The organism is Synechococcus sp. HK01-R (assembly GCF_014217855.1).
Taxonomy (GTDB): Bacteria; Cyanobacteriota; Cyanobacteriia; order PCC-6307; family Cyanobiaceae; genus Synechococcus_C.
The window spans coordinates 1,075,188-1,090,949 of record NZ_CP059059.1 but is presented as its reverse complement, the minus strand read 5'-3'; the positions used below and the strand labels follow the sequence as shown (position 1 = coordinate 1,090,949).

General features: G+C 65.1%; 19 protein-coding genes. 11 read left to right on the top strand and 8 right to left on the bottom strand.

The window, feature by feature from the left end; translation table 11 throughout:
* Positions 1-30 precede the first annotated feature (30 nt).
* From H0O21_RS05610 to H0O21_RS05595, 4 genes are read left to right on the top strand one after another with little or no spacing between them, the layout of a single operon-like run.
* Positions 31-1,293: an FIST N-terminal domain-containing protein gene (locus H0O21_RS05610; protein WP_185190696.1), complete on the top strand. Its 1,263-nt coding sequence runs from the start codon at positions 31-33 to the stop codon at positions 1,291-1,293.
* Positions 1,293-2,009: a tRNA (guanosine(46)-N7)-methyltransferase TrmB gene (trmB, locus tag H0O21_RS05605; protein WP_185190695.1), complete on the top strand. Its 717-nt coding sequence runs from the start codon at positions 1,293-1,295 to the stop codon at positions 2,007-2,009. Before H0O21_RS05610 ends, trmB begins: the two co-directional genes overlap by 1 nt.
* Positions 2,002-3,312 carry an IctB family putative bicarbonate transporter gene (locus tag H0O21_RS05600; RefSeq protein ID WP_185190694.1) on the top strand — a complete coding sequence of 437 codons (1,311 nt, stop codon included), beginning with the start codon at positions 2,002-2,004 and terminating at the stop codon, positions 3,310-3,312. The genes trmB and H0O21_RS05600 overlap by 8 nt, the downstream gene beginning before the upstream one ends.
* A complete protein-coding gene (locus H0O21_RS05595) occupies positions 3,309-4,280 on the top strand; it encodes a BadF/BadG/BcrA/BcrD ATPase family protein (RefSeq protein WP_185190693.1) in 972 nt (323 codons plus the stop codon). The genes H0O21_RS05600 and H0O21_RS05595 overlap by 4 nt, the downstream gene beginning before the upstream one ends.
* Here H0O21_RS05595 and glmM read toward each other — a convergent pair.
* Both glmM and H0O21_RS05585 read right to left on the bottom strand, forming a co-directional pair.
* Positions 4,267-5,664 (bottom strand): phosphoglucosamine mutase, encoded by a 1,398-nt coding sequence (gene glmM / locus H0O21_RS05590; protein WP_185190692.1) that lies wholly within the window; start codon positions 5,662-5,664, stop codon positions 4,267-4,269. The two genes, H0O21_RS05595 and glmM, sit on opposite strands and share 14 nt — an antisense overlap.
* Before the next feature lie 46 nt (positions 5,665-5,710).
* Complete coding sequence (locus H0O21_RS05585; RefSeq protein WP_131456009.1) at positions 5,711-5,914, bottom strand: hypothetical protein; 204 nt, start codon at positions 5,912-5,914, stop codon at positions 5,711-5,713.
* Between the two features lie 51 nt (positions 5,915-5,965).
* On the opposite strand from H0O21_RS05585, the gene H0O21_RS05580 reads away from it, so the two are divergent.
* Complete coding sequence (locus H0O21_RS05580; protein ID WP_370523091.1) at positions 5,966-7,993, top strand: transglycosylase SLT domain-containing protein; 2,028 nt, start codon at positions 5,966-5,968, stop codon at positions 7,991-7,993.
* On the opposite strand, the gene H0O21_RS05575 is transcribed toward H0O21_RS05580, so the two are convergent.
* A complete protein-coding gene (locus tag H0O21_RS05575; RefSeq protein ID WP_131455892.1) occupies positions 7,935-8,465 on the bottom strand; it encodes a hypothetical protein in 531 nt (176 codons plus the stop codon). The genes H0O21_RS05580 and H0O21_RS05575 overlap by 59 nt on opposite strands.
* Before the next feature lie 122 nt (positions 8,466-8,587).
* Here H0O21_RS05575 and H0O21_RS05570 point away from each other — a divergent pair, with 122 nt between their 5' ends.
* Positions 8,588-9,148 carry a thioredoxin domain-containing protein gene (locus tag H0O21_RS05570; protein WP_185190689.1) on the top strand — a complete coding sequence of 187 codons (561 nt, stop codon included), beginning with the start codon at positions 8,588-8,590 and terminating at the stop codon, positions 9,146-9,148.
* An 86-nt stretch (positions 9,149-9,234) separates the two neighbouring features.
* Complete coding sequence (thyX, locus tag H0O21_RS05565) at positions 9,235-9,960, top strand: FAD-dependent thymidylate synthase (RefSeq protein ID WP_185190688.1); 726 nt, start codon at positions 9,235-9,237, stop codon at positions 9,958-9,960.
* A 16-nt stretch (positions 9,961-9,976) separates the two neighbouring features.
* On the opposite strand, the gene dcd is transcribed toward thyX, so the two are convergent.
* The gene (dcd, locus tag H0O21_RS05560) at positions 9,977-10,570 is read right to left on the bottom strand and encodes a dCTP deaminase (protein WP_130128322.1); all 594 of its coding nucleotides are present in this window, start codon (positions 10,568-10,570) and stop codon (positions 9,977-9,979) included.
* Positions 10,570-11,178: a cob(I)yrinic acid a,c-diamide adenosyltransferase gene (locus tag H0O21_RS05555; RefSeq protein WP_185190687.1), complete on the bottom strand. Its 609-nt coding sequence runs from the start codon at positions 11,176-11,178 to the stop codon at positions 10,570-10,572. Before H0O21_RS05555 ends, dcd begins: the two co-directional genes overlap by 1 nt.
* A 153-nt stretch (positions 11,179-11,331) precedes the next feature.
* Between H0O21_RS05555 and rph the strand changes: the two genes are divergently transcribed.
* From rph to H0O21_RS05535, 4 genes are all read left to right on the top strand, one after another.
* Positions 11,332-12,066 (top strand): ribonuclease PH, encoded by a 735-nt coding sequence (rph, locus tag H0O21_RS05550; RefSeq protein WP_185190897.1) that lies wholly within the window; start codon positions 11,332-11,334, stop codon positions 12,064-12,066.
* 68 nt (positions 12,067-12,134) lie between these two features.
* Positions 12,135-12,884: a global nitrogen regulator NtcA gene (ntcA, locus tag H0O21_RS05545; RefSeq protein ID WP_185190686.1), complete on the top strand. Its 750-nt coding sequence runs from the start codon at positions 12,135-12,137 to the stop codon at positions 12,882-12,884.
* A 63-nt stretch (positions 12,885-12,947) separates the two neighbouring features.
* A complete protein-coding gene (locus H0O21_RS05540) occupies positions 12,948-14,153 on the top strand; it encodes a DUF3084 domain-containing protein (protein ID WP_185190685.1) in 1,206 nt (401 codons plus the stop codon).
* Positions 14,154-14,606, top strand: a complete 453-nt coding sequence (locus H0O21_RS05535; RefSeq protein ID WP_185190684.1) for a resolvase — start codon at positions 14,154-14,156, stop codon at positions 14,604-14,606.
* On the opposite strand, the gene H0O21_RS05530 is transcribed toward H0O21_RS05535, so the two are convergent.
* From H0O21_RS05530 to H0O21_RS05520, 3 genes are read right to left on the bottom strand one after another with little or no spacing between them, the layout of a single operon-like run.
* The gene (locus H0O21_RS05530) at positions 14,576-14,833 is read right to left on the bottom strand and encodes a DUF3146 family protein (protein WP_131592848.1); all 258 of its coding nucleotides are present in this window, start codon (positions 14,831-14,833) and stop codon (positions 14,576-14,578) included. The genes H0O21_RS05535 and H0O21_RS05530 overlap by 31 nt on opposite strands.
* Positions 14,830-15,447, bottom strand: coding sequence for an aminoacyl-tRNA hydrolase (gene pth, locus H0O21_RS05525; protein WP_185190683.1), 618 nt, complete (start codon positions 15,445-15,447; stop codon positions 14,830-14,832). Before pth ends, H0O21_RS05530 begins: the two co-directional genes overlap by 4 nt.
* A complete protein-coding gene (locus H0O21_RS05520; RefSeq protein WP_185190682.1) occupies positions 15,447-15,758 on the bottom strand; it encodes a TatA/E family twin arginine-targeting protein translocase in 312 nt (103 codons plus the stop codon). The genes pth and H0O21_RS05520 overlap by 1 nt, the downstream gene beginning before the upstream one ends.
* Between the last annotated feature and the right edge of the window lie 4 nt (positions 15,759-15,762).

The following is a 15,762-nucleotide window of genomic DNA, read 5'->3' as shown; positions in this document are numbered from 1 at the left end:
AGGACCGCCGCCGTTGGTAGGGTCCGATTTATGACGCCGTTTTCGCCGCTCAACTGGTTCCGCTCGCCCGCTGCGCAGGCCCGATGCCGCACGGCCCTCTCGAGCCAGACCTCCCTGGACGCGGCCGTGAAACAGGTGGCAGAAGAGCTGGGCAGTGCTTCAGCTGATCTGGCGCTTGTCTTTGTGTCCAGTCATTTCGCCAGTGACCTCCCCCGCCTGCTGCCACTGCTGAGGGAGCGTTTGAAGGCGGAGCACTGGCTGGGCTGCACCGGGGGTGGAGTCGTCGGCACAGACCGAAGTGGCCAGGCCTCAGAGCTTGAGCGCAGTGCAGCCCTCAGCGTGACCCTGCTCAACCTGCCGGGGGCCATCCTCAAGCCTTTTGCCGTCACCACCGAGACACTGCCGGATCTCGATGGCCCCGCCGAGCGGTGGCAGGAATGGTTTGATCTCGACCCCGCGACCACGCGCTCGATGCTGCTGCTGGTCGATCCAGGCAGCAGTGGCATCAACGATCTCATCAGCGGTCGCGACTATGCCTATGCCGGGGCGGATTGCATCGGCGGCATCGCTGCGCCCCACAACGCTCCCCATGGCTCCCTGCTGATCGGTGACCAGGTTTGCAATGGAGCGATCGGGCTCGGCATCGGTGGTGATTGGACCCTCGAACCGGTGGTCGCCCAGGGCTGCCGGCCGATTGGGCCGGTGTTTGCCATCGAGCAGTCGCACCGCAATGTGCTCCTGCAGCTCAGTGCCAACAACACCAGTGCTAGCCCTGTGGACTGCCTGCAGCGGGTGCTGGCCGATCTCTCCGACGAGGAGCGGGAACAGGCCAAGGATTCCCTCTTCCTTGGTGTCGAACGTCGTGACTGGGTGGTCGGTCATCAGAACGACGCTGGGCCAGGCAGCGCCTTCCTGGTGCGCAATCTGATCGGCGTGGATCCCCGCAACGGCGCTGTCGCGGTGGCGGAGCGGGTGCGCCCCGGACAAAACGTGCAGTTTCAGCTGCGGGAAGCCAATGCCTCCCGCCAGGAGGCCAGTCAGCTGCTCTGCGCGGCCCGCGAACGCTGCGAGAGTGCCCCGCTCATGGGCCTACTGTTCGCCTGCCTGGGCCGCGGCAGCGGGCTCTTTGGCTGCGCCGACGGGGATGTCTCGATCGCCCGCAGCGTGATGGCCGATCTGCCCATCGCCGGCGCCTTCTGCAACGGCGAGATCGGTCCCCTCGGCGGCAGCACCCACCTCCACGGCTACACCGCCTGCTGGGGGCTTCTGCGACATGCCCCTCTCAACGTCTGATGCGTCAGCACGTCAATCCCCTCAGCCGGTTCTTCCAGCTGCCCCGTGAGCTGCCTGGTCCCACCGAGCTCTTCAACGATCCCCTGCAGCCGATTCACCTCGACATCGGTTGTGCCCGCGGTCGCTTCCTGCTCGATCTCGCCGCCGTGCAACCGCACTGGAATCATCTGGGCGTGGAGATTCGACGGCCCCTCGTGGACGCCGCCCAGCGCGAATGCCAACAGCTGGAGCTGGGCAACCTTCATTTCCTCTTCTGCAACGCCAACGTCAGCCTGGAGGGCTGGCTTGGCGCACTAGCGAGCGACCGCCTGCAGCGGGTCTCGATCCAGTTCCCCGACCCATGGTTCAAAAAGCGCCATCGCAAGCGACGGGTGCTGCAACCGTCGCTGCTGCTTGCCATCGCCGCGGCCCTCGCCCCCGGCCGGGAGTTGTTCCTGCAGAGCGATGTTCTCGAAGTGATTGAACCGATGGTGCAGCTCACGGAGCTGTCCGGGGTCTTCTCCAGGCCTCCAGAGGATGCAAGGCCCTGGCGCGGAGATAATCCCCTACCCGTCGCCACCGAACGGGAGCGCTACGTGCTTGCCCAGGACCTGCCGGTTTACCGGGCACTGTTCCGTCGCAACGATCGCCCACTGCCCGGGCGGGAGGCACTCGAAACCGCCTGGGAACGGGTCGATAATCCGGCAGACGACACCCCAGGCACCCCCGATGGCTGAGGCTGCGGCCCCGACTCCTCTGCTCCTGCGCTGGCAGGGCCTGCTTCCCAGCAGCCATGCCCTCAGGCAACGGCTGAGCACCTGGGCGGGTCTGATCCTGATCGCCCTACTCGCGGGCCTACCCCTGATCAGCAGAACCGGCCTCGGCCTGGTAGTCCTGAGCGCCGGAGCGCTGTGGCTGCTCTGGGCCGCATGCACCCCCTCCGGACGGATTGGCTCCATCAGCGGCTGGTTGCTGCTCTTCCTGGGCATCGCAGTCCTGGCCACGGGTCTCTCACCGGTGCCGATGGCTGCCGCCAAAGGCTTGGCCAAACTGCTCAGCTATCTGGGCGTGTACGCCCTGATGCGACAGCTGCTGGCAAGCCAGCCGGCCTGGTGGGACCGACTCGTGGCGGCCCTGCTGGCCGGAGAACTGGTGAGCAGCGTGATCGCCCTGCGTCAGCTCTATGGCCCAACCGAAGAACTCGCCCGCTGGGCCGATCCCAATTCCGTGGCCGAAGGAACGATCCGCATCTACGGCCCCTTGGGCAATCCCAACCTGCTGGCTGGCTATCTGGTGCCAATCCTGCCGATCGCCGCTGTGGCCCTGATCCGCTGGCGCGGCTGGGGGCAGCGGCTCTTCGCCGCTTGCTGCCTCCTGCTGGGCAGCGCAGCCACCCTGTTCAGCTACAGCCGCGGTGGCTGGCTGGGCATGCTCGCTGCACTAGGGCTGTTCGTGCTGCTGCTGCTGCTGCGGGCGATCCGCGACTGGCCTGCCCTCTGGCGCAGGCTGCTGCCCCTGGCCCTGCTCGTGCTGGCCGGACTGGCCATCGCCATCGCCGCCACCCAGATCGAGCCGATCCGCACCCGGGTGGTGAGCCTGCTGGCCGGCCGTGGCGACAGCTCCAACAACTTCCGGATCAACGTCTGGCTCGCCGCAATCGACATGATCCAAGACCGCCCCTGGATCGGCATTGGCCCTGGCAATGCCGCTTTCAACAGCATCTACCCCCTCTACCAACAACCCAAATTCAATGCCCTGAGCGCCTACTCGGTGCCCCTCGAGATCCTGGTTGAGACCGGTGTTCCCGGCCTGATCACCTGCCTTGGCCTGGCCTGGAGCAGCCTGCAGCAGGGCCTGATCGGACTGCGGGAGCGCGGCAACCTCAGCCTGCCCCGCCTGGCGGCCCTGGCGGCCATCGCCGGCCTTTTGGTACAGGGCGCCACCGACACGATCTTCTTCCGACCGGAGGTGCAGATCATCGGTTGGTTCTGTCTGGCGACCCTGGCGCAGCCCCTGACGGCAGAGCCCAGCGACGGATGAGTCCCCTCTTTGTGGCCGGCTTCGATGCAGGCCAAACCACCTGCCGCTGCCGGCTGTTGCGCTGGGACCCAACCAACCCCAGCGACGGCCTCGACGAGCCAACGCTTGGAGATGGCGAGGGGTCTGGTGTCAGCCACCTTGAGGCTGAACACGGTGAAGCCCGCTTCATCGCTGCCATCAACAGCAGCCTGACCGCCGCCAGGGCAGCGGCGGGTCTGCCGTCAACGGCAGCGCCGCTCGCTGCGGTGATCGGCGCCAGCGGCCTGGAGCAGGGAACCGCCCTGCAGGGGCGAGCCCAAGCACTGATGGCTGCAGCCCTTGGACTGCCGGCGGAGCATTGTCTGGCCACCGGTGATGAGCGCACCGCCCTGCACGGCGCCTTCCCGAATCGCCCAGGCATCGTGCTGATCAGTGGCACCGGCATGATCGCCGTCGGCAGGGATGACCAAGGCGTTGAGGCCCGCAGTGGTGGCTGGGGCTGGATGCTGGATGGAGGCGGCAGCGCCTTCGATCTTGGCCATCAAGGACTGCAGCTGACCCTGCGCATGGCCGATGGCCGCATGGCCGGTGCCCCCTTGCGTCATCGGCTCTGGGATGCCCTGGGTTGCAACAGTGCTGCAGAGATCAAGGCCCTGGTGGTGCGACCGGAGCGAAGCGTGGCCGCCTTGGCCCAACTGGCACCGCTCGTGGTGGAGGCCGCCGGCCATGGGGATCACGACGCCCGCAGGATCGTGCAGCACTCGGCTCAGGCCCTGGCGGAAGCGGTTAAGGCCGTGGCCACAACCCTGGCGCTGAGCGCTCCTGCGATCAGTCCCCGAGGCGGCGTGCTCAGTCACCTGCCGCTGATGCGAGACCTTGTGGAGGACGCTCTCGGCGAACGCTTACCGGGCTGGCACTGGCAGCAGGGCGGTGGCGACGCCTGCGCCGGAGCACTGGCCCTCGCGAAGGGGCTGCTCAGGCCGCGTTGAGATGGTGATCAGCCGCCTCAGCCAGGCGACTCGTCCAGTGCTCCACCACAGCCTGCTCCGCTGCCTCAACCATCACCCGCAGCAGGGGCTCCGTTCCGCTGGCCCGCACAAGCACCCGGCCCTGATCGGCCATGGCCGCCTCAGCCTCAAGCACCAGAGCCTGAAGCGGTGCACAGTCAGCCCAACCCTTGCGGCGCGTTCGGTCAGGAACGCGCACGTTCACCAGCTTCTGCGGATAGGCCTGGAAGCTCTGATCGAACCAATCAGCCAGGGTCAGCTGCCGGGCCTGACAAAGACTGGCGAGCTGTAAAGCGGTCAGCACCCCATCACCGGCCAGGCCATGGGCGGCGGAAAGGATGTGGCCCGACTGCTCTCCGCCGAGGGCCGCGCCCGTGCTGACCATGGCGGCATGGACGTGCTGGTCACCCACCGGCGTGCGTTCAAGCACGCCACCCCGCGCCTGCCAGGCCCGTTCAAACCCGAGATTGGACATCACGGTGGCGACCAAACGCTGCTCCGGCAAGGCCTGGGCGTCCTGCAGGGCGGCCCCCCAGAGAAAAAGCACATGGTCGCCATCGACCACTCGGCCTCTGCCATCCACCGCAAGCATGCGGTCAGCATCACCATCAAAGGCAAAACCCATGGCAGCCCTCTGCTGCAGCACGGCCTGGAGCAGGGGCTCCAGGTGCGTGGAGCCGCAATTCACATTGATCCGTGCTCCATCCGGCTCACCATGCAGCACGGTCAGCTCAGCGCCGAGGGCTGCAAACACATCCGCAGCGCAGGCGGTCGCCGATCCCCAGCAGAGATCCAGCACAATCGGCACCCCGTCCAAGCGCTGGCCGCCCACACTGTCCAGCAAGGAGTCCCTGTACTGAACCAGCAACTCCGGCCGATGGTGCGCCGCTGCGCAGCTGAGCAGCCCATCGGCAGGCCCGGCATCCCGCTCACCACGCAGTCCGGCTTCGATCGACTGCTGCAACTCCGCTCGCAGCTTGCTGCCATCGGCGCCAAACACCTTGATGCCGTTGTCGTGCGGGGGGTTATGGCTCGCCGAGACCATCAGGCCGCCTGCGGCACCGCAACGGCGAATCAGTCCGGGAACGGCGGGGGTGGCACAGAGTCCGAGAGTCCAAACCTCACGACCGGCAGCCGTCAGCCCGGCGGTGAGCGCGGCCACCACCATGGCTCCGCTGCTGCGGGAATCCATCCCGATCAGCACCGGACCAGACTGCGGCAGCACCCGTCCACACCAGAAGCCCACCTGCAGGGCGAGGGCAGGGGTAATCGCGGAGCCAACCCGTCCCCTCAGGCCATCGGTCCCGAAGCTGACCTGGGCGGGAGGGTGTGGCGTGCCCAAGGGCGGAACCGCGATCTCGTCCATGGGATCCAGGGAAGGCAACCAAGATTACGGGGCCCAGCCCATGCACTCAGCGCCAGCGCCGCGGCGCAACCAGCAGCCCCACCAGCTCGAGCATGGCCCAAACCGCCACGGCCACCACGACCCAACCGGGAAGCCACTGGAGGGGCCAGAGCCAGCGGAACCCCCAGACGAGCAGCAACAGCAACCAGGCGAGTCCGCAGCGGCGGCGCTGACCCTGTCCTGGGCGCGTCCAGCGCGGATCCTCTGCCATCGCCATCGGTCCCTGACTGCGCCCAGAATGCCAGCAGTCATCGCTTGTGGCGTGTCCGAGTCGTCCCCCCGCGGGCTGCTGCTGATCGGTGGCACGGCGATCGCCAGCCTTGCGGTGATCCTGGCGGGCCAGCCACTCCTGCAGCAGCTGCAGCTCAGGCTCACGCCCGAACTCGATGGAACCACCCTCTGGAACCAATACCGCTGGTCAAGCGATCCAGGTCAGCGCCGCCAGGCGGCACTGCTGCTCAGCACAACGGTGAACGACGCCAGCACCAGGCAACGACTGCTGGCCGGGCAGGGCTGGGGGCACTCCCCCCTGGCGGCAGTCACCCTGCAACGCCAGGCCCAAACCGCCGAACAGCGCCAGGCCTCTGAAGCAGCACAAGGGCTCTGGCGCGACTTGTTGCAGCGCTTTCCAGACAGCGCCGCCAGCGCCGATGCGCGCTATCACCTCAGCGCAACCAATCCAGCCCTCCAGCGGGAGCTGCGCCGACGCCAACCGACCCACCCCGCTGCTCTCGACAGCGCCGTCCGCGATGGCGAGGCGCTGCACCTGGCCCGCTGGGCCCCGAGGCATCCCGGCGCTGCAGCACTCCTGCGTCGGGCCTGCAACGCACCCTTGTCAGCAGCGACTGCCAATGAGCGCCAGTGGCTGGTCCGGGGCCTCGCAGAGCTGGGCGATGGCCCTGCGGCATTGCGCTGCCTGAACGGACACCCCCCTCAACCGATCACAGCGCTGGCTCTGGCACGGGCGCTGCTGCAGGGAGATGCCCAACAGCAACGAACTGCCGAAGCCATGCTCGTGCAGCTCAGCCAGATCCAGTCCACGCCAGCGCAGGGGTCGCAAGAGATCGACATCCCCCTGGCAGCGGCGGAACTCTTGAGCGCCCCCCTGAAACCGGATACCGCGCTGTTGGAGGCGATCCCTAAAGCAGTTCGCAATCGCTCCGCCGATGTGGCCGCTGCCGAGGTCCGTCTGGGTCGTCGCCATGATGGGGCCGCGGTGCTGAGTCGCTGGCCCCAACATCCCGCCATCTGGCAGTTGCAATGGGATCTTGCCCGGGAGGCTCTGCTGAAAGGGCAATGGCGACAGGCGGAAGATTGGCTCGGTCGCATTCCCTCCGATCAGCTCCCGGAACCTCTGGCGGCACGTCAGCAGTTCTGGCTGGGGCTAGCGATCGGCAAACAGGGACGCCCTCAGGCCGCAGCAGACATCTGGAAGCGACTGCTGGCGGAGCATCCCCCCGGCTTCTACACCTGGCGGGCGGAGCATCGGCTCAAAGGCACCCCCCTGCCAGCCCTGGATACAGCCACCAGTTCGGCCCCGGAGCTGGACCCCTGGCAACCACTGCAGAGTGGCGACCAGGAGGTGGATGAGCTCTGGCGCCTGGGGCTTGTCAAGACTGCCCTTGAAACCTGGCAGAGCCGCCATCCCCAGCCGCCCACTGCCAAAGAAGGGGTGGTGGAGGGCCGCTTGCGGCTGGCCAACGGCGACAGCTGGAACGGCCTCGAGCGTCTCTGGCGTGCCAGCCTCCGCCTGGTGTCTGACGACTGCTCCACCCGCACCCTGGTGCATCGCAGTCAGCAGCCCCAGACCTTCCTCGACCATCTGTCGACTGCCGGCCAGGAGGCAAGCGTTCGCAGAGAGTTACTTCAGGCGATCGCCAAGCAGGAATCACGCTTCTCACCAGGGGTGGCCTCACCCGTGGGAGCGATCGGGCTGATGCAACTGATGCCGGAAACCGCGGCGGAGCTGGCCGGTGCCCCCCTCAGCGAGGCGGCACTGCAGGAGCCAAGCGCCAATGCCCGCCTTGGAGCGCGCTACCTGGCCCAGCTGCTCCGGCAGTGGCAAGGCAATGCCTGGCTGGCAATCGCCAGTTACAATGCAGGCCCAGGCGCCGCAGGCCGCTGGCGCAACGAAGAACTGACACGCGACCCGGAGCTCTGGGTTGAGCGGATCCCCTATCCAGAAACTCGGCTCTACACCAAGAAAGTGCTGGGGAATCTCTGGGCCTATCTCAAGCCGGCAGACCAGGGGTGTACAAGAAGCGAAGCGCTTCGGCCCCCAGGGGACTAATCGCAAATGGATTGGGCAGCACGTGGCCGAGCCACACCCCGCAGAGCACGATCACGGACATCCAGGCGGCCATCACAACCGGCGGTGGCACCACCTTGATGCGCGTGAGATCCAGGCGGGCCAACAAGACCGCCGAGGACAGGATCAGCACATCGGAGAGCAGGCTCAGCTGCAGCACATACAAGCCACCGGTGATCACCAGCAGGAGGGTGACCACAAGACTGATCACCCGGCTGGAGGCCATCAACATCGACACCTGCCGAAGCAGCAGATCGGGCATCGTGCAGACCACCACCACCACCAGAGCCTGAACCACCTCCACGGTCCAGAACAGCTGAGGGTCAATCCCCCGATCATTCATCAAGTCCTGCTGAAAGATGGTCCAGTGGTGACCAAGCAGGATCGCCACCACGAACAACACCAGCAACAGCGGCGCGCGGAACGGCAGGGCCAGGAAACGCAGCAGAGCCATCAGGAGAACATCAGGACTCGGGTCATCCGGCAGAGCGCCGCAACAGCCAGAAAGCCGCGTTCAAACTAGCAACGTTGACGCGGGAGTCCTGCCAGAGTGGCGAAGCGTCCATCGCTCGAGGCATGACCGGCAGCGCACCATCCGCCAGCCTCTCCGCCGGCCAGAAGGTCCTGCTTGTGATCGGTGCCATCGCACTGGCGCTGATCCTGTTTCTGCTTCGCAATGGCCTGAGCGTGGAGTCGCCGATGGATCAGCTGGCGCGACGCTCTCTGCCCCCCGAGCAAGCACTCAGCAATCAGAAGCCGACGATGCTCGAGTTCTACGCCGATTGGTGTGAAGCCTGTCGGGAAATGGCTCCAGCGATGCTGGAGACCGAACGCCGCACCAATGGCCGCATGAACGTGGTGCTGGTCAACATCGAGAACCCTCGCTGGCAAGACCTCATTGATCGCTACGAGGTCAATGGCATCCCTCAACTGAATCTGTTCGCCGCTGACGGGAGCCTGCGGGGCCGCTCCCTGGGGGTGCGTAGCGCTGCCCAGTTGGAGGCCATCAGCAACGCTCTGATCGACAACACGAAGCTCCCACAGCTGGCCGGCATCGGCAGCCTCTCGGCACTCACCGCCAGCGAAACGACAGCCAGCTCCCTGGTCAGCAGCCCCGGTCCGCGCAGCCATTCCTGAGACCTGAGCCTTCATGAAGGGCGGCCATCCAGGCGCGAACCGGCCATGATCAGCCCACAACCGTTCACTCCGACCTGACGCCCGCCATGGATCCCCGCTTCCGGGTCGACCTGATTGCCGCGACACCCAACCCTCAGCAGTGTGTGTATGCCGGCATGCACCAGGACTACAGCGAAGGTTTCGTAGCCGCTGATCGGGATCAATGGCCGGATGAAACGCGGGCCGGAGAAATCTGCGTCAAACGGCTCTTGGCGGGCGAGCGAGGCCATTACGGACCGCTCGAACATGCCCAGATCGTGCTCAACGTGGGCTGGTTCCCCCACTCGGTGATGCAACAGGCCCGCACCCACCGGGTGGGTGTGAGCTTCGACGTGCAGTCGATGCGCTACACCGGCGATCGCATCTGTAAAGCCGCCAACGGCGAGCTCCCCCTCGAGGAGGTGTTTTACCTCCGGCCGGTGGGGGATTACAGCGATCGTCAAGGCAAGAAGTATCACTACAGCGAAGATCTGCGCCGCCAGGATCTGGAGCTTTGCCAGCAGGCTGCTGCCCGCTATCGGGATCTTCTCCAGGCAGGCTTCGCGGAAGAACACGCGCGCGGGATCCTGCCCTTTGATTACCGCCAGCACTTCGTGGTGAGCTTCAGCCTGCGAGCTTTCCTGCACTTCATGGACCTCCGCGCCAAGCTCGATGCTCAGCAGGAAATCCGCGAACTGTGCGACCTGATGTGGCCGCACCTGCAGGAATGGGCCCCTGAATTCGCAGCCTGGTACGAAAAGAGTCGCCTCCATAAAGCAAGGCTGGCGCCCTGATCAGGTTGATCCCTGATCACACCTTCGCCAGCGTCACTCGCTCCGGTTGATGCTGGTATTTGCCTTGGCGGTCGCTGTAGGTGGTGTCGCAGGGATCACCTTCAAAGAAGAGAAGCTGACAGATGCCCTCATTGGCATAGATGCGGCAATCAGCACCGGAACTGTTGCTGAATTCCAGGGTGAGATGTCCCTCCCAGCTCGCTTCCGCCGGGGTGGTGTTCACGATGATTCCCAGGCGCGCATAGGTGCTCTTGCCAAGACAAATCACCGTGATGTTCGCGGGCACCTTCATCTTTTCGAGGGCCACACCAAGCCCGTAGGAATGGGCAGGGAGGATGAAGTAATCACCATCCTCATCGTGGTGAAGTTCAGTGGGCTCCAGATTGGCCGGATTGAATCGCTTGGGATTCATCACCGTGCCCGGCACGTGCTTGAAGATCAGGAATTCCTGAGGTGACAGGCGCAGGTCGTAGCCATAGGACGAACAACCGAAACTGAGCACCGGGCGCTGCTTTTGATCCGGCTCTAGGTGACGGACCAGCCCCGCCTGGAAGGGCTCAAGCATGCCGGCCTGAGCTTGTTCAGTAATCCAGCGATCGTTCTTGAGCATCAGAAGCCTCGACGCAGTTCAGTGACCTGATCGGCAAGCCCCATCAAGAACTCGGGGATGGAGGGTCCGGTGACAATCACGTCCACCGAGCCGGGGCGGCGCTCCAGAGTCGCACGCACCTCCTCCTCGCTGAGGTAGCCCAGGGCAATGGCCAGCCCCAGCTCATCAAGCACCAGCTGATCGAGCTCGCCAGCCAGCAGCTCACGTCGGCAGACCTGCCAGACCTCCTCCACCGCCTCCTGCACAGCCTGACCCTGGTCAGCGGCAGGCCCATCGAGGCAAGTGGAGACAGCAGGCCGTAACCAGCCGAGCCGACCGCAGAGCGTCAGACGCCGCTCCGGACCCTGGTCGACCCCTCCCTTCAGGAACTGCACCACCAGCACACGACTGCCCAGACCGGCAGCACGCAACGCTTGACTGAGCACATTGGAAAAACTGCCGCGGTAGGGGGCGGTATGCACCTGCAGCTGACCCTCGGCAGCCACCAGATGGAGGGGTGCCCGGGGTGGCACAGGGGGCAAGGGCCGTAGACCCGCTCGCTCCAGTGCCCGGTGATCCGCAGTGCGCGGATCGGCAGGGCGATGGCTGGAGCTCAGGCTGGCGGTCATTGATTCCTCACACGGCCGGCATGCCGGCAGAAGCAAAATCTAGCGCCGGAGTCGCAGCTCACAAGCCCCTGACACACCACTGATGGTGTTTGAGCGCCCCGCCTGCTGGTGACACCCGCCCTGTCAGGCTCAATGGCAGCGCTTCTGCGGTTGATGAGCAGCCACCAGCCCCCACTCCGTCACGACGGTCGCCATGCCGCCGCACTGCGCCCCTTCGCGATCGAGTGGGATCCAATGGGCTTTGCCATCAGCTCCCTGATCGTGCGCACGGGCCGCACCGCCGTGCTCTGCAGCGTCAGCCATGAACAAGGTGTCCCGCGCTGGCGTCAGGGGGAAGGGAAAGGCTGGCTTAGTGCTGAATACAGGCTGCTTCCTGGTTCCACTCCCGAACGCCAGAACCGGGAGCTGCTCAAACTTTCGGGTCGCACTCAGGAGATCCAGCGCCTGATCGGCCGCAGCCTCAGGGCCTGCCTCGACATGGAAGCTCTGGGTGAAAACACGTTGCTGATCGATTGCGATGTGATCCAGGCCGATGCAGGCACGCGCACGGCCTCGATCACCGGCGCTTGGATTGCGCTTCAGCACGCCTGCAACCAACTCCTGACGAACGGGGTCATCACGCGTCAACCGGTCCGCCAGCAGGTGGCGGCCGTCTCCGTGGGTTTAGTGCAGGGAACCCCCCTGCTCGACTTGGACTACAGCGAAGACAGCCGGGCCGACGTGGACCTGAATGTGGTGATGGACGGCGAAGGGCGTCTGCTGGAGCTGCAGGGCACAGCGGAGGGGGCTCCGTTCAGTCGCAGCGCCCTCAACGGCCTCCTGGACCTCGCCGAACCAGGCCTGACGGAGTTAATGCAGCACCAACGCAGCGCCCTGACTCAACGCTGAATTTCGTGTGGGTTGCTACAAGGTGGAGCCAGGACCATCCGTAGCGTCCTGCCAACTGCAAAGCCGCCATGGTCGGAGCCACACGCGGCTTCAGCCGATATTCACCGCAGACCGCCTCCGTGACGGCCAGTGCCGGAGCAGGAGTCACCCTGGCGAACGCTCCGGCAGCCAACGCACGCACGCTGCTGGAAGTGATCCGTGATCTCGAAGGCGCGAGCACGGAGCTGGTGGAACGCGGCAAGACGATTTTCTTCCCCGGCGATCCCGCTGAACGGGTTTATCTGATCAGGCGCGGGGCGGTTCGCCTCTCCAGGGTCTACGAGTCCGGGGAGGAAATCACCGTGGCTCTGCTGAGGGAAAACAGCTTGTTCGGCGTGCTGTCCCTGCTGACCGGCCACCGATCCGATCGCTTCTATCACTCCGTGGCCTTCACCCGCGTGGAGATGGTCACAGCTCCAGCTGCCTCGGTGCGCCAGGCGATTGAAGCCGATACCGGTGTTGGCCTGCTCCTGCTGCAGGGTCTCTCGAGCCGGATCCTGCAAACCGAGACCATGATCGAAACCCTCACCCATCGCGACATGTCGTCCCGCCTGGTGAGTTTTCTGTTGGTGCTCTGCCGTGACTTCGGAGTGCCTGGCGATACGGGAATCACCATTGACCTGCGCCTCTCGCACCAGTCGATCGCCGAGGCCATCGGCTCCACCCGGGTCACGATTACGCGCCTGCTCGGGGATCTGCGCATCTCTGGTCTGGTGGAGATCGACCGCAAGAAAATCACGGTGCTCGATCCAATCGCCCTGGCGAAACGCTTCAGCTGAGCGGGTCACGGGAGAAGATGGAGCCCGGACGGCCTCAGCTCGCCTTCCCTCGCCCTTGAATTCGTGACCGGCTGGCTGCTGATCCTCTCCCTGCTTGTGCTCGGTGGCGTGCTCGCCACCCTGGGGGATCGACTCGGCTCCAGGGTCGGGAAGGCCCGACTCAGCCTGCTGGGCATGCGCCCCCGCCGCACCGCCGTGCTGATCACGGTGCTCACAGGGAGCCTGATCTCAGCGCTGTCCCTTGGGCTGATGCTGCTGGTAAGCCGCCAGCTTCGCGTGGGCCTCTTTGAACTGGATGCCTTGCAGAAGCGGCTGAATGACAGCCGCACGGCCCTTGAGAGCAGCCGCAGAGCCCAGAAGGAAGCCACCCGAGAACTGGCGCAAGCCCAGGAGCAACGGGAACGCACACGACGGGATCTTGCGGAAGCGAAAGCAAAGGCAGAGACCTTGCGCCAGGCCTTGGTTCCCCTCAACCAGCAGCGGGAACGTCTGGAAGCAGAACGGGCTCGCCTCAGTCGCGACGTGCAGGCTCGGGATGCGGAAATCCGACGCACCGAAGCGGAGCTGGCCAGCGTGCGGCAGCGCATCAGCAACGGTGAAGCGGAGCTGCGCCAACTCGAGAAAAACGTGCTCGCACTGCGGCAGGGGAACGTGGTGCTGAGCAGCGGCCAGCCCCTGGCCACCGCCACCCTGCGACTCGACAACCCCAGACAGGCGAAACAGGTGATTGATCAGCTGCTGCGGGAAGCGAACCTGCAGGCCTACCAGCAGGTCCTCCCTGGGGTAAAACCCGATCGACAGATCCTGCTGGTGCCGCGCAGCGACATCGAACGACTTGAAAAAACCATCCGCCAACCGGGCACCTGGGTGGTGAATGTGCGCTCGGCAGCGAATGTTCTGCTGGGCGAAAAGGTGGTGTATGCCTTCCCTGAAGCTCGTCCGAACACCCGCATCGTGAAAACCGGCGACGTGCTGGCCCGCACCTCCATCGAACGCCAGGAAACGGAAGGACAAGCCGTACGCAATCGGCTCAACCTCCTGCTCGCCTCCGCCCTCGCGGAGGTCCAGCGCCGGGGATCCCTCAGTCAGGGACTTCAGTTTGACGCGACAGCCCTGAATAGCCTGGGCCAACAGCTCCTGAGCCGAGCACCATCCCGCGTTGAGCTTGAGGTCGTGGCCCTGCGCAGCAGCGACACCGCAGACCCGATCGTCGTGGAGCTGCGCCCCGTCAATGGGGTGCGCCCAGGCCAGGTCTCAGGCCCCACCTAAATGGCACGGCTCCTGGCCATCGACCCTGGCCGCAGCAAATGCGGCCTGGTGCTCTGCGACAAGGAACGCCACCAGGTGATTGCATCAGGCGTGTATCCAGTCGACACAGTGCTCGATCAGATCCGGCACTGGAGCAGCAGCAGTCCGATCGATCAGGTCCTTCTTGGCAATGGCACCGGCAGCAGCCTCTGGCGTGAACGTCTGCAGGAGCAACTGCAGCTGGAACCTGAGCTCATGGACGAGCGGGGCACCACCCTGCGAGCGAGAGAACGTTATTGGCAGCTATGGCCACCGCAAGGCTGGAGACGCTTGCTGCCTCGCGGGCTCGACCTGCCCCCTGTGGAGCTGGATGCCATCGCTGCTCTGGTGATGCTCGAAGACCACCTCGGCCGGCCCCTGGAATGGACCTGCCCTCCACCGATTCAAAATCGCGCCCGAACGGTGAAGGTGTAATCGCCGCCAGGCTCGAGGTGATAGTCAGCCTTGACCAGAAATCGCTGGAGAGCGTCCTGGATCAAGGCCCTGCCGAGGGATGGCTCCACCGTCAGCTCACCGCGATCAAAGGCCCAGCAGAACTGCCAAGCAAATCCGCCAGCTTGCACCTCCCCCTCCAGACATTGCTCCTGAAAGCTCTGACGCAACACCCTGAGATGGGCCGTTGTCACAGGCAGCGGACTCATGCGTCCGTCTCCGCGAGCTGGAGACCATTGAGCTGGTTCCCAGCCTTCTCCAGACCCTGACGCTGGATCAAATCGAGCCCCTTGAGCACCGCATCAAGAACGGTCTCCAGGAGCGGCTGTTCCTCTTTGCTGAAGCTGCCCAACACATGCGACACCGTGCGGGCGCGCCGCTCCTCGGGGGTGCGACCAGGGGCACCGATGCCGATCTTCAAGCGGGCGAAGTCCTGGGTGCCCAGATGCTGAATCGTGCTGCGCAGCCCGTTATGACCACCGGCACTGCCCTTGGCCCGCAGCCGCAGTCTTCCCAGAGGCAGATCCATGTCGTCGACGACCACCAGCAACTGGTTCACGTCTAGATCGAACCAATCGAGGGCAGCACGGATCGCCCGACCGCTGTCGTTCATGAAGGTCTGCGGCATCAGCAGGCGCAGACGCTCGGCCCCAAGGCCAAGCTCAGCCAGCTCCCCATGCAGCTTGGGCATGGAACGGAAGCGAGTGCCCTCGCGGCGAGCCATGGCCTCGAGGGCCATGAAGCCAACATTGTGACGCGTGCCCGCGTAGCGATCTCCGGGGTTACCGAGACCGACGACGAGGCGCAATTGGCCCCGATCCATCAGAGCTCAGGATTGGAGGCCTTGATGTCGGAAGAGGCGATGTCGGCAGAGGCGATGTCGGGAGAGGCGCTATCCACTGAGGCGGTGCTAGGGATCACCTTCACATCGTTCACTTCGCCAGCTTCAGGCAGCTCTGGCTCAGCCATCGCCTTGTTGATCTCTCGCTCGAATTCCTTGGAAGCAGACTGAAAACCCTTGAGGGTTTTGCCCAGGGTCCGCCCCAGCTCCGGCAGGCGCTTGGGCCCAAACACAAGCAGGGCCACAGCACCAATGACGGCCATCTCAGGGAGGCCGATGCCGAAGACATTCATGGGC

Bases quoted from the DNA above. Each gene is read 5' to 3' on its own strand.
- H0O21_RS05600 (WP_185190694.1), top strand. From the start codon at position 2,002: ATGGCTGAGGCTGCGGCCCCGACTCCTCTGCTCCTGCGCTGGCAGGGC.
- H0O21_RS05520 (WP_185190682.1), bottom strand. From the start codon at position 15,758: ATGAATGTCTTCGGCATCGGCCTCCCTGAGATGGCCGTCATTGGTGCT.
- thyX (WP_185190688.1), top strand. From the start codon at position 9,235: ATGGATCCCCGCTTCCGGGTCGACCTGATTGCCGCGACACCCAACCCT.
- H0O21_RS05610 (WP_185190696.1), top strand. From the start codon at position 31: ATGACGCCGTTTTCGCCGCTCAACTGGTTCCGCTCGCCCGCTGCGCAG.
- glmM (WP_185190692.1), bottom strand. From the start codon at position 5,664: ATGGACGAGATCGCGGTTCCGCCCTTGGGCACGCCACACCCTCCCGCC.
- ntcA (WP_185190686.1), top strand. From the start codon at position 12,135: ATGGTCGGAGCCACACGCGGCTTCAGCCGATATTCACCGCAGACCGCC.
- H0O21_RS05570 (WP_185190689.1), top strand. From the start codon at position 8,588: ATGACCGGCAGCGCACCATCCGCCAGCCTCTCCGCCGGCCAGAAGGTC.
- dcd (WP_130128322.1), bottom strand. From the start codon at position 10,570: ATGCTCAAGAACGATCGCTGGATTACTGAACAAGCTCAGGCCGGCATG.
- pth (WP_185190683.1), bottom strand. From the start codon at position 15,447: ATGGATCGGGGCCAATTGCGCCTCGTCGTCGGTCTCGGTAACCCCGGA.
- H0O21_RS05575 (WP_131455892.1), bottom strand. From the start codon at position 8,465: ATGGCTCTGCTGCGTTTCCTGGCCCTGCCGTTCCGCGCGCCGCTGTTG.
- H0O21_RS05535 (WP_185190684.1), top strand. From the start codon at position 14,154: ATGGCACGGCTCCTGGCCATCGACCCTGGCCGCAGCAAATGCGGCCTG.
- H0O21_RS05530 (WP_131592848.1), bottom strand. From the start codon at position 14,833: ATGAGTCCGCTGCCTGTGACAACGGCCCATCTCAGGGTGTTGCGTCAG.
- rph (WP_185190897.1), top strand. From the start codon at position 11,332: ATGAGCAGCCACCAGCCCCCACTCCGTCACGACGGTCGCCATGCCGCC.
- H0O21_RS05555 (WP_185190687.1), bottom strand. From the start codon at position 11,178: ATGACCGCCAGCCTGAGCTCCAGCCATCGCCCTGCCGATCCGCGCACT.
- H0O21_RS05595 (WP_185190693.1), top strand. From the start codon at position 3,309: ATGAGTCCCCTCTTTGTGGCCGGCTTCGATGCAGGCCAAACCACCTGC.
- trmB (WP_185190695.1), top strand. From the start codon at position 1,293: ATGCGTCAGCACGTCAATCCCCTCAGCCGGTTCTTCCAGCTGCCCCGT.
- H0O21_RS05585 (WP_131456009.1), bottom strand. From the start codon at position 5,914: ATGGCAGAGGATCCGCGCTGGACGCGCCCAGGACAGGGTCAGCGCCGC.